At 34.6% G+C, this 12,620-nt stretch carries 10 protein-coding genes; 8 read left to right on the top strand and 2 right to left on the bottom strand.

Annotation, left to right across the window (positions count from 1 at the left end; genetic code table 11):
- The first annotated feature begins 1 nt into the window (after nucleotide 1).
- The 8 genes from drmB (at nucleotide 2) to J2746_RS12480 (ending at nucleotide 9,538) form a co-directional block, all read left to right on the top strand.
- Entirely contained in the window at nucleotides 2-1,789 is a 1,788-nt protein-coding gene (gene drmB / locus J2746_RS12515; protein ID WP_209621560.1) for a DUF1998 domain-containing protein, read from the top strand.
- Between the two features lies 1 nt (nucleotide 1,790).
- The gene (locus J2746_RS12510) at nucleotides 1,791-2,258 is read left to right on the top strand and encodes a phospholipase D-like domain-containing protein (protein WP_209621557.1); all 468 of its coding nucleotides are present in this window, start codon (nucleotides 1,791-1,793) and stop codon (nucleotides 2,256-2,258) included.
- A complete protein-coding gene (locus tag J2746_RS12505; RefSeq protein WP_209621553.1) occupies nucleotides 2,255-5,293 on the top strand; it encodes a hypothetical protein in 3,039 nt (1,012 codons plus the stop codon). The genes J2746_RS12510 and J2746_RS12505 overlap by 4 nt, the downstream gene beginning before the upstream one ends.
- Nucleotides 5,294-5,421: 128 nt before the next feature.
- Nucleotides 5,422-6,678 carry a DNA cytosine methyltransferase gene (locus tag J2746_RS12500; RefSeq protein WP_209621550.1) on the top strand — a complete coding sequence of 419 codons (1,257 nt, stop codon included), beginning with the start codon at nucleotides 5,422-5,424 and terminating at the stop codon, nucleotides 6,676-6,678.
- A complete protein-coding gene (locus tag J2746_RS12495; protein ID WP_209621548.1) occupies nucleotides 6,678-8,531 on the top strand; it encodes an ATP-binding protein in 1,854 nt (617 codons plus the stop codon). The genes J2746_RS12500 and J2746_RS12495 overlap by 1 nt, the downstream gene beginning before the upstream one ends.
- A gap of 55 nt (nucleotides 8,532-8,586) precedes the next feature.
- Entirely contained in the window at nucleotides 8,587-9,000 is a 414-nt protein-coding gene (locus J2746_RS12490; RefSeq protein ID WP_209621546.1) for a very short patch repair endonuclease, read from the top strand.
- A 165-nt stretch (nucleotides 9,001-9,165) separates the two neighbouring features.
- Nucleotides 9,166-9,396, top strand: coding sequence for a hypothetical protein (locus J2746_RS12485; RefSeq protein WP_209621544.1), 231 nt, complete (start codon nucleotides 9,166-9,168; stop codon nucleotides 9,394-9,396).
- Nucleotides 9,397-9,400: 4 nt separating this feature from the next.
- Nucleotides 9,401-9,538: a hypothetical protein gene (locus tag J2746_RS12480; RefSeq protein WP_209621542.1), complete on the top strand. Its 138-nt coding sequence runs from the start codon at nucleotides 9,401-9,403 to the stop codon at nucleotides 9,536-9,538.
- 114 nt (nucleotides 9,539-9,652) lie between these two features.
- Here the strand turns inward: J2746_RS12480 and J2746_RS12475 are convergent, their stop codons facing one another.
- Both J2746_RS12475 and J2746_RS12470 read right to left on the bottom strand, forming a co-directional pair.
- A complete protein-coding gene (locus J2746_RS12475; RefSeq protein WP_209621541.1) occupies nucleotides 9,653-10,414 on the bottom strand; it encodes a ParA family protein in 762 nt (253 codons plus the stop codon).
- 406 nt (nucleotides 10,415-10,820) lie between these two features.
- Complete coding sequence (locus J2746_RS12470; RefSeq protein ID WP_209621539.1) at nucleotides 10,821-12,488, bottom strand: PAS domain-containing sensor histidine kinase; 1,668 nt, start codon at nucleotides 12,486-12,488, stop codon at nucleotides 10,821-10,823.
- Nucleotides 12,489-12,620: the final 132 nt, after the last annotated feature.

Genomic DNA, 12,620 nt, shown 5'->3' with positions numbered 1-12,620 from the left:
TATGAGAAAAGATTTCCAGCATATCAGCAGGTCTCAATTCGTGCTGACTTATGGCCCGGGGGCAATAATTGAGACAAAAAATGGACCACGAATAATTCCAATAATGCAATATGGTCTTGATGCCAAATATTTCAGCAAAGATGTTTTTGAAAGCTTTGAAATTGCTGAAACACGACTGTCCAGAATTATCCAACAGTCATCCGATAAATGTCATAGAATTGTGGCACTACCTACAAATGCAGGTCTTAAGATACCAAGCAATTCAAGAATATATTCTACATATGTGTTCCCTGCCTGGAAAGTTTGTTATGGAAGAAAGGCAAACCATAGGCCTTTGTTATACAATGGTCCTAAATGTCCTCTGTGTAAAACAGATGAAGAATCATCAGCAACAAGATTTGTTTCGGCATGCTCAGAAGGACACTTGGATGAAGTTAACTGGCAATATGCGGTGCATGGGAAAAACAAGTGTAATCCACCCTATTATTATTGGAAAGCTAATGGTAGTTCTCTTTCAGATATTATTGTAGAATGTCCACAATGTAATTCCAAGAAAACGATGAAGGAAATCTATTCTCTGCAATTTTTCTGTACAGGCAGAAATCCAGAAAAAGAAAGACCAGCTTCAAAACACTCTCCGTATTATACCAGTCCAAACAGACCAAAGAACTGCGAACACAAGATGAAAATAATACAGAGACAATCAACATCATTGCGTGTTTCTGAAACGATGACGCTTCTTACGATTCCGGAATTTGACAATACTATCTCTCGAATTCTTCAGAAAAATGAAGTATCAATGGCACTTGATATGATTCTGATATCTGCAGATTTGGAACAATTGGGTATTTCAGATTTTATTGATACGCTCTCTAAATTGCTACAACGTCGAATAAGTGATGAAGTTATTATGATTCTGACAAATGAAATAAAAAGATGTGGAGTTTCGGAGTTCTTAACTCTTTATCGTCGTCTTAACGCAGAAGATCAGACTTTCATGGATTTAATGTATGAAGAGTTTGAATCACTTCTTTCAGCTGGTGGGACAGTAACCGAAAACTTTTCGATGTCTCACTCAAAAACAATCATACCAACTTTACCCCACGTACCTGAATTGCAGGTTTCTGCAGTGAACAAAATCAGAACTGTCACAGTACAATTAGGCTATACTAGGTTGGTCAATCTTAATGAAAACCAAGATCCTGGAATAGTATATTCAGGTGAATTTTTACCACCTAATGAGATCTGGCATCCGGGTTATGAAGGTTTTGGAGAAGGCATTTTCATTACATTTAAAAATGGAAAACTGCCTGATATCAGTTCTAAGTCTGCATTTTCCAAATGGAAAATGTATAAGAATTCCGGCTATGAGCAAAAAAGCAATTGGTCTGATGTGACATTTGAACCTGGATTTGTATGGCTTCATACTCTGTCTCATGCAATTATTCTGTCATTGTCTGCTTACACGGGTTATTCCGCAGCTTCATTGAGGGAGCGCGTTTACATATCCCGTGATGGATCAAATGGTGGTATTCTAATATACAATACATCTCCCGGAGATGATAGTGGAATGGGAGGTCTTGCAGGAACCGTAGATTCCTTTTCAGACATAATCAACGGTGCTATTGATAATCTTTTGATATGTTCAAATGATCCTCTATGCATTGATGTAGATAAATCTTCAGAAAGTATTAATGGTTCAGCTTGTTACAGTTGTCTTCTTATTTCAGAGACATCTTGTGAACACAGAAATCTCTGGCTTGATCGTCATATTGTAATTGGTAACTGATATGAAAGCAGAAATTGTTCCAGTGGCTACAGGAGAAAAATGGGTTGGCTCAGGTGTCAGATCATTTAAGTCAGTTATTCGTGAGCTAATTTCTACAGCATCAAATGAACTGGTTATGACTGTTTATGTTTTAACAAGTTCTGACATTGTCAACGATCTTCAGAAAGCACTCGAAAGAGGCATCAGTGTTGAGATTTATTTGTATGCAGAAGGAATAGAAAAGGAGAACGACAAAGTCCAGACAATAATTCGTTTACAGGATGAGTATGAGTATCTACACATATATAAGATACAAAACGATATGCTTCATGCAAAGGTTCTGGTTGCTGACGGAGTAAAAGTTATTTCCGGTTCAGCAAATTTTACACTTAGCGGAATGACCAAAAATTATGAACTTGGTTTTCTTGTTAGTGACCCTGATATTGCAATGAAAATTCTAACACTTATAAAGAGGTTAAAATCAAAATGAGGTCATATTACTATCATGGGATTACCTGTCCCGACTGTCATGAGCCTCATGTAAGTGGGCAGGCAATTGAAACTATTAATGAAAAAACCTTTAGGTGCATTTCATGTGGTGCAAAATTCCATAAATATATTGATGTCCAATCATCTGACCTGTTTCCTAAAACAATTAACCATGTTATAAGTAAGGAAGGAGAAAATGCGGCAAATTATCTTTCCAATCTTCCTTTACTATGGAAAATAGAACCAAATATTATCGAACAGGAATATATTGATTTTTTCTCGACTGAAAAAAAAGGTTTTTACTTTATAACATGGCCATGGCGTGATGTACGCTTTCTTCCGTTAATGGTTTTTGAATATTTACTAACAAATCCTGATAAAAAAGCAGTTGTAATAGGAAACTACACATGTGATGATAATACGGAAGTAGAATTGTTTCCTTCATCTCCTTTAGTGTTCAACAATCTCTCTTTTTTGAAGGATATTGAAGAAATAGATCGTGATGTTAGAAGAGAAATTAGGAAATTCAGCGATAAACTTGTTTTTGAGAAAGAAAAAGTGGTTGAAATCAAATACCGAAACATAGGTTCAAATGACCTAATTCCTTCTCGACTGTGCTACCATACATTGCGAAAATGTAAAAACAAAATTCTGAATGAAGATAGTGAGTTTGGAGACAGCCTTTTAAGAAATATCTCTGAACACAAACTAGGACGTGATCCTGTTGTGGAAACAATTAACGAAAAAGGTGCATGGGATGTTTCTCTTTATGAACAGGAACGATGGACTGGTTCTCTTCAATATAACAAGTTATGGTTATGGGAAGTTCTTTTTAACTCAACGAATTTATTTGCCTGTAAATCATTAGTTCGATCCCATTTCTATAGAGAAATTGCTGACGATAATTACAATAGTTCCTCACATAGAAATATCAGACTTAATTTTTTGCCATCTGAACCTTATCTTGATAAAACATTAGATTTAGTAGAGGAATTATCTCCGGATATTCTTATAATTGAAAACATGGATGAAATTATTTCTGACTCCCGATTTGGAGGAGAAAGAAGTAAAGTGCTACTTAATTTCCTGCATAATCATTCAGTTAAAACAATTATTATGTTTTCAACTGATCCTGATATGCGCCAATTTTACAAAATACATGATGATGAAACAATTTTCCAAGATATTGATGTAATTGTCCATACATGGGATTCTCAACATATTCTTAATAACTTGCCTGCAGGAAATGAGTCTAAATATCCTAATCCAGTATCATCAGGTACTAACCAGATAATTTGCGAAAATATGGAAAGGATAAATCCTGAATATCTGATTTTGGATTCCTATAACTCAGCAACAGAAAATATAGATAAATATCTATTAAATTTGAGCATTGATCATCGAAATGATTTGATTTTTTATTTTAACAGATTATTCTCTACACCTTTGAATTTACAAGGCGACTATAGTGATTCAGAAATTTTAATGGTAAAAAGGAAAGGTGACAACTATCTTACCTATGAAAATGTCATGAGCAGGCTTTATATGCTGGTTGATCAAAACGCATTTCAGTCAATTAACTCAACTTTAAATGAGATTTTTCAACTAAATTCTCTTGAACAAACAAATCCTCTTAGAGACAAAATATTATCATTTACTAAAACCATTCTTGAATCTGCAGAAGATTGGTATTTTACAGTAGTCGTTCTTTCCTATGAAGTAAAAGGAACAGAGCTCCTTTTCAAGAAAGCAGAGTCTACAGAAGATTCATTATTTACATACATATCTTTTTGTGATTGGAACAATTTAAAAGCACATGAAAATAATGTACCAGATGGATATAAGCATTGTATCATTTCAACTTGCTATCCTAGTTTGAACTACCGTCTGAATTTATCCAATGCTGACAGGTTAGTCTTTATTGGAAACGAAAAAACGATTGGTAATATAAAGTACATTATAGAAAAAAGGCTCCTTGAAATTAATGCCTACCCTCTTATTAAACCAGATGCAGATGTCTACTGTCCTGATTTATTGCATGAATTGTTCAATCTAGTGGACATTCCTGACAAAGAACAATTTACAAGGGTTACTGAAAGTTTGATAGAAGATGCAAAATTTATAATGCCATATTCTGAAACAGTATCTTCTGAAAGAATAGCAGGAACTTCAGATGATTTCACAACTCATTTAAAGATTAATACTGGGGAGGCTGCAATACTCTGTACAGATGCACAAAACAGAGGATTATTTCTTCCATTGAATAGTAATATATTGATAAGAACTAATGAGACATTACAGGAATTCATAGTAGATGATACTTTTTCAATAAACAAACTGAAAAAAACTCTCATTGATAATGAAATAGTACTGGGCAAGTCTGGACTTTATATATCTTTCAAATCTATTTTTTTCCGTTTTATGATTAAACTTGGTGACAAATTACATTTTCAGAGGGGACCTTTTGAATGGTATGGTTTCAAGAACCTATATAATGATTCAATTTACTGGAATACACTTCTTGAAAGAGCAGTTAATGAATATGCCAAAATTAATCATGTTACTTTACATCAATCACGGAATCATGTTGCAAAAAAACTTGCAGAATCAGAAATTACAGCTGTAAATCCTGATTATATTATAGGTTGGTGGACTAACTATGAAGAGCTAACTCTTGATTGTGAAACATATAATTTGTACAAAATAGAACATCCTTTTACTCCAAATGATATGAGAATTATTTTTTCGGTTGTAAAAAGTCTATGTCCGAAACTTGTAAATGATTTGCAAATTGCAGATCGATCCTATGCTGCTGCTATTACACTTCAAAACCTTCGCAGAAACGCATTAAAAAGAAAAGATAAAAATGTTGATGTAAAGTACTATAGTATTTATTCCAGACTTGAGAGGGAACTCATGCAGATTGTGAGAAATGCGGAACTATTCAGAGTTAGTAATGCTCATATGATAAAAGTATCCTGTGATGTAGAAGGGCTAAAAATATTTGATGAATATACTGATTATATTAGTAAATAAACAATTGAATTAAGTGATGCTTTCTACATAAAATGATAAACTATCAAAATCATGCGTATGGGATGCCTTTATATTTCCTTTCTCCATATACCAATTATACCCACAATATTATATATCCAGGGATGTAAATGGAAAAAAAATACAGATTTCTCGATCTTTTCGCAGGAGCAGGTGGTTTGTCCGAAGGCTTCATTAAATCTGGTTTTGTTCCTGTGGCACATGTTGAAGTCGATACTGCAGCATGTTATTCGCTAAAAACGAGGATGGCATACCATTGGCTCAATAATAATGGAAAAATGGATGTTTATTATGATTACTTGAAGGGTAATATTTCGAGATCTGAGCTCTATGCGTTAGTTCCTGAATCACTGCTTGATTCTGTAATTAATGAAGAGATATCTGATGATACATTACCATCGATATTTGATCAGGTTGATTCAATACTTGATGGTGAACCCTTGGATTTGATAGTTGGTGGTCCTCCATGTCAGGCTTATTCTATTGTAGGCAGATCCAGAGCTGAAAACAAAATGCAAGGGGACAGCAGAAATTATCTTTACGAATATTACGCTAAGTTTCTGGAAAAGTATTCACCTAAATATTTTGTATTCGAAAATGTCCAAGGATTGCTCTCTGCTAAATCAGTGGAAGGAGATTCATATTTTGAGAAGATGAAACAGCTGTTCCGCGAAAAAGGTTATACTGTTGAATGGGATGTTCTGAATGCCAATGACTATGGGGTGCTTCAAAGAAGAAAAAGAATAATCCTGGTGGGAAAAAAAGGCGATGAGTCTGGATTCTATCCCTATCCTGAAAAATGGACCCCTGATGTGAAAGTAAACGCTGTTTTTAATGATTTGCCTGCATTGAAAGCAGGTGAAGGAACTCTAACTCCCTGTAAAATAAAAGATCATAATAGCAATTATCTTTATGAAGCAGGAATCCGTAGAGACGGTGTTCCAGTCACTTTACATCAATCCAGAACGAATAAAGATCGTGATCTGGAAATATATCGAATTGCAGTCCAGAAATGGAATGACAATAAGAGACTTAATTATAATGACTTACCAGCACATCTGAAGACACATAGGAATCGTTCTTCTTTCCTTGACAGATTCAAGGTTGTAGCCGGTAAGGAGTCATCTTCACATACAGTTGTTGCACATATTGCAAAAGATGGACACTATTACATCCACCCTGATATTAAGCAAAACAGATCGTTAACACCCCGTGAAGCTGCAAGATTACAAACATTTCCGGATGATTACTTTTTTGAAGGTATTTCCGAAAAACCGAGCCGTACAGCAGCTTACCGGCAAATAGGCAATGCAGTTCCTGTATTGCTGGCTCAGAAAATCGCGGAAAAACTGAAGGAGAATTACTAATGCCAGATACCTTGATCCTGAAATTTGATCCAAATACTATTGAACATTTAGGAATATCTTTGTATTCAAAGCTTCCAAATGTTTTGTCAGAACTAGTATCCAATTCATGGGATGCAGATTCAGAATATGTAAGTATTGATTTTATTGATAAAGATGGCTCAAAGGAAATAATATTTAATGATGATGGAGAAGGGATGTCCTATGAGGAACTTCAGGATAAATATTTGGTAATTGGTAGAAACAGAAGAAGAAACTCAACCTGTGATACATCTGCTAAAGGTCGAAAAGTAATAGGGAAAAAAGGGTTGGGGAAATTGTCCGTTTTTGGAATTTGTAATATAATTGAAGTTATTTCTGTGAAAGAGGGAATTAAAAATCATTTTAAAATGGATCTTTCTGAAATTCGACAAAGCAAAACTCATTCTTATAATCCTGAAATAATTGTTCATAATTCTCCTACAGATGAAATGTCAGGAACAACGTTGCATTTAAAGGAAATAAGGCGGAAATCACCTTACAACCTAGAAAATATAGCTCTCAGTTTATCTAAAAAATTTTTGATATTTGATGAAATGTCTACTGACCTTTATTTTAATGGAGTAAATACAATAAGCGTTACAAATGACTTAAAATTTGAAGGTCTGAATATTCAGTTTGAATGGAAATTTCCGGATTCAAAATATGATAGTGACTATGAATATTATGATCGAATAAGGGGCACCATATTTACACTTGAAACTCCAGTAAAAGATACTGAAATGCGTGGTATTTACTTAACTTCCAGAGGTAAAATTGTCAATACAGCAGATTTCTATGGTGCAAGAGATAATGATCAATTCCATAGTTATGTAACAGGGTACTTAGAGGTTGATTTCATAGATGATTTTGATGAAGATGTTATTTCAACTGATAGACAATCATTGAACTGGGAACATGAATCAACAAAAAAATTACAGGAGTACCTCCAAAAAATAATCCGGAGAGTTGGTACAGAATGGAAAAATAAGAGGGCACAGATAAAAAAGGATAGCATAGTGGAGGAAAAAAATATTAATATTGATGAATGGCAAGAACAATTACCTTCCTATGAAAGAGAGTTAAGTATCAGAATTATAAATCCGATATTATTGAATTCAAATATTGATGTTGCTGAATCAAGTGAGATTATAGAAAATGTAATTGATAAATTTGATAATCAAACATTTAAAGAATATGCATCCCAGATAGCAGATATTTCTGAACCAGAGGATATACCCAAGTTTTTAAAATTGATGGATGACTGGAAAACGATTGAATCAAAAGAGATTAGGGGACTGGCTAACGCGCGAGTTGAAGTGATAAAACAGTTTGAAGCTTATTTAAATGAAGATGCAAACGAAGTACCCACCCTTCACAATTTCTTTAAAAAATTTTCATGGTTACTTGATCCAAGAATTTTGGAATTTAAAGATGAAGTACGCTATTCTGAGCTCTTAAAAGAATCATTTCCTGAAGCTGAACTTGAAGAGCCAAACAAAAGAATTGATTTCCTCTGTAGTAATGCTTTAGGTGACATTCTATATGTCATTGAAATTAAGCGTAGCAATTATGCTATAGATTTGAAAGCTTTAGACCAAGCATATGAGTATGGTGCATTTCTTACTGAAAGATATGCATCTGAAACTGGTTTTTCAAAGGTTGTTTGTTTTGTTGTAGGTGGGGAAAAATCAAGAAACGGAGTCTTTAGAAAAAGGGAAAATACCTATCGGATGTCGGGAGAAGTTTTTGTCAAAACGTATACAGAATTGTTGGAACAGTCTAAAGAATACCATAAAGAGTTTATTGATGCATATAATCAGTATAACAGAATATGACTTTATGTTTACTGGACTTTTGGATGTAATATGACAGTTTGAAGGAAATTATCCAATGACCGATGTTCATTCCCGCAAGCAGCGCAGTTACAATATGTCCCAAATAAAAGGGAAAGACACCAAACCTGAGATTACCGTTCGTAAATGGCTCTGGAATAATGGATATAGATACCGACTTCACAGAAAAGATTTACCTGGCAAACCGGATATTGTGTTTCCGGGAAAAAAGAAAGTTATTTTTGTAAATGGCTGTTTCTGGCATAAACATGACTGCGAGTACTTCAAATGGCCAAAATCCAATTCTGATTTCTGGTATCAGAAAATCAGTAAGAATGTCCTGAGGGACACAAAGAGTTATGAACAGCTGCGTGCAGATGGCTGGAATATCCTTATTGTCTGGGAATGTGAAATAAAGAAAAAAGATCTGACTTCTATTTATAATAAGCTGACTGATTTTCTTGATTCATAAGAATTAATAAAGTTATATTATCCCCCATGGCACAATCATTTATTTCTACTGTTATTTGATAACTCAATAGTAACAGCAGTATGCATCTTTATATAATAGTACTATGCAGTAATAAATAGTACTATATAGCACGATACACATACAAGGAACAAATATGGTGATTGAATGGTGAAAATTATCGAAGCATACAATAAAACACCTGCAAACTTTATGAAATATGTTTCTATCTCAAATAATGAATTAGTAATACAAAGCGAAGATGTAATCATCAGACTATCCGAAATATTACATATAGAAAAAAAATTTGGTCACATGAGATACTACACAAGTAATGGAAGTATAACATTATCGGAAGATCCAAAAATGGAGAAAAAAATATTTGTGGAAATGTGGTGATTATATGCGAATATATACTGACCTTCCGGACGAACTTTTAGATCGACTTGAGATGTATATAGAGTCTTTCCCTTATAATATACCAAGAAATCCCATTATAGTAAAAGCAGTTGATGATTTCCTAAAAAAAGAAGGTTTTTGATATCATTAGAATTATTAGAGGAATCGACATCATATTTTTTAGCTACTATTCTTATAGAACACTTATTAGGCTCTATTCCTAATTTGAGCAATATTTGAGGAACTCTTGATTATTCTAATTTTCAATTTCCAACTTACTTATAAGTTCTTCTGCAAGTGCCATATATGCTTCTGCTCCCTTACAGTTTGGATTATAAGAGAAAATTGTTTCATCAAAAGTAGCACTCTCTTTAAAAGAAGTATCTATTGGAATCTTAGTATCAAGGACAGTTTTTCCATAACGGTCTGTAATTTTTTGAATGTGTTTTCCTGTTTGTGTTGTCGAATCAAAAGATGTGAGTAAAATAAAAGTGTTGTCAACTCCCCCTATTCGTTTCATGTGATAAGTGCCAGCATCCTCTTTTACATTTTTGCGTTTCTCAATCTTAGAAAATACGCCTGGAAGTGTTCTTAAACTAGAAGAAGATTCTACAGGAACAATCAATGTGTCAGCAGCAAGAAAAACACTTGATTTTGCATATCCTTCAGAAGGAGTATCAATTATAATATAGTCATAATTTTCAAAATTGAAATATTCCAATAGACCTATTAAACCAAAGTAAAGATCTAAAGAATCAAAAGGTCTAATTAACCTTTCAAAATCTATTGAATCAATGATTTTTACGTTCTGTTCAGTCGATTCATATAAGACCATATCTTTTATTTTGCCTTCTAACTTAATACTCAATGGCAGCAAACAAGTTGCTGTGTCCCCAAGTGGACTGGCATCAACAACTATAACTTTTTTTCCTTTTCGCCCAAATGCGACCCCAAGATTAATCGTCGTAGTAGACTTACCCACTCCATCTTTTCCCATCACAGAAATTACTTTAGTCACCTTTTCCCACCCCTGAACTTCACTAGAAAATCAAAAAGTTCATATATAGACATATAAACGCTTAGTAATGGCAATAAATATGTAATTATTAATTGTATCATTTCATCTTATAAAAAATTGGCTCAGTATAAATACTCGATATATTGGTGAATTAGAAGTTAACAGTACTCGTAAACTCAAATAAATGATAAAAGTGAAATAAAAACATTAACCATAAGGTTAATATTCTTAAAAAAAAAGAAAGAAGAATAACCCATAACGCGGGCAACGACAGCCTTACAGACACGAATTCATAAATGATTCCACATTTATCAGGGTCCGTAGTCTGGCTGGTTATGATGTTGCTTTCGTATAGCAGACATTGGATGTTCGAATATTTCTAAACCTATTTTTTAAAAAAATGTACTTACTCACATCTACTGTTGTTAGTAACGGGAATAGAAAAACAAAACTCACTACCTTCATCAACAGTACTGTCCACCCACACCTTGCCATTATGCATTTCCACAAATTTCTTCACAAGGGCAAGTCCGAGGCCTGTTCCTGCAAACTCATTGGTTGTATATGAGTTAAGTTGCCTGAATGGCTGGAAAAGAGTAGCCTGATCAGCCTCGGAAATTCCGGATCCCGTATCCTTTACGCATACATGGAGCATATTTTCCGATAATCTTGAAATGATAGAAACCGTACCTTTTTCAGGAGTGAACTTTATCGCATTGCTGGCAAGATTATACATCACCTGTTTCAGCTTCATCCTGTCGGCATGAATAGCACCAATGTCCTTATCAGTGTCAACGACAAGCTTTATTTTTTTATCCATGGCCAGCGGCGAGAGTAGTGTTTTTACTTCATCCACTGCAGTTGATAATTGAAAATACTCATATTGAAGCTCCATTTTTCCTGCTTCCACCTTTGAAAGGTCCAGCACATCATTGATAATCTTCAGCAAGTGTTTACCGGCATCCAGAACATGAGTTACATATCTAGCCTGCTTTTCATTCAGCTCACCAAACATCTTATCATTTAAAATATCAGAAAAACCAATAATAGATGTAAGCGGAGTTCTCAGTTCATGGCTCATTGTAGCCATAAATTCATCCTTACTGCGATTTGCAGCCTCTGCAACAATCTTTGCATGCAGCAATGCATCTTCAGCTTTTTTCCTTTCAGTGAGATCCTGAATTGTACCGATTATTGTATTTTTTTCTGCATCATACTCAGCAACAGAATGAACATAACGTATAGCACCATCATTCTGACGGCTAATCCTGAACTGTACATTATAAGGAGCATCATGTTGAATCAGATCCTTCATTGCCTCGTCCATCATAGGACGATATTCAGACAATACTACTGCCTGCACCTCTTTAATCTTCAAAATGTTTTTATCAGGATCATAACCATAGATTCTTTTTGCTTCCTCAGAAGAATCCACTAAGCCTGTATCCAGATTAAACTCCCAGCTTCCTATCTGACCAAGCTTTTGAGCAGTCCTCAGCTGCATGTTTCTTTTATTCAGTTCAGCTTCAGCTTTTTTGCGCTCAGTTATGTCATGAATAATAGAGTAGAGAAGCTGTTGTGAATCTACAATGACAGGACTACTGTATACTTCCACATCACGGATCTGGCCATCTGAAAGTTTGTGCCTGAAAAGAAAATAATTCCTCTTTTCAGCAACTGCGTTTTGCATCTCCTCCAGTACTTTATCAGGAGGCAGGATATTTATATCATGTATTTTCATTCGTGTGATAACTTCAAGCGGCCAGCCGTAGTAGTTACATGCAGCATTGTTTGCATCAATAATTTCAAAGTTCTCAGGATTTATAAGTAGAGTTATTGCCTTGTTATATTTGAAAAGTGAACGATATACGTCACTCTTTCCCATGAAAAAGTGATCTGTAGTGCTCAGGGGAACATCTACATGAGAATCAGGGTCTGTTTCTGTATTTTCAGATGAATCGGTCGAAGGAACAGAATCATAGTTTGTGGGAGAGGAAGCACAAGAAACATCAATTTCACAATCGGAACGAATATCATCATATTTCTGCACACTATTGTGCCTTGTACCTTTCACACGTACCACTCCCACATATACCTGATTGGATTGTCTAGTGAACTCCTCCTCCCTGCCAGCCTTCGGCTGTCGAGGAAGGAGCTTCCTACGAGTGTAAGTCTCATTTCGTAATCATTCTGTTGGGAATGATTC

This window comes from Methanolobus bombayensis (genome assembly GCF_017873415.1).
In the GTDB taxonomy this organism is placed as follows: domain Archaea; phylum Halobacteriota; class Methanosarcinia; order Methanosarcinales; family Methanosarcinaceae; genus Methanolobus; species Methanolobus bombayensis.
Note: the sequence above shows the minus strand (reverse complement) of the source record. Positions and strands in the feature narration are given on the sequence as shown.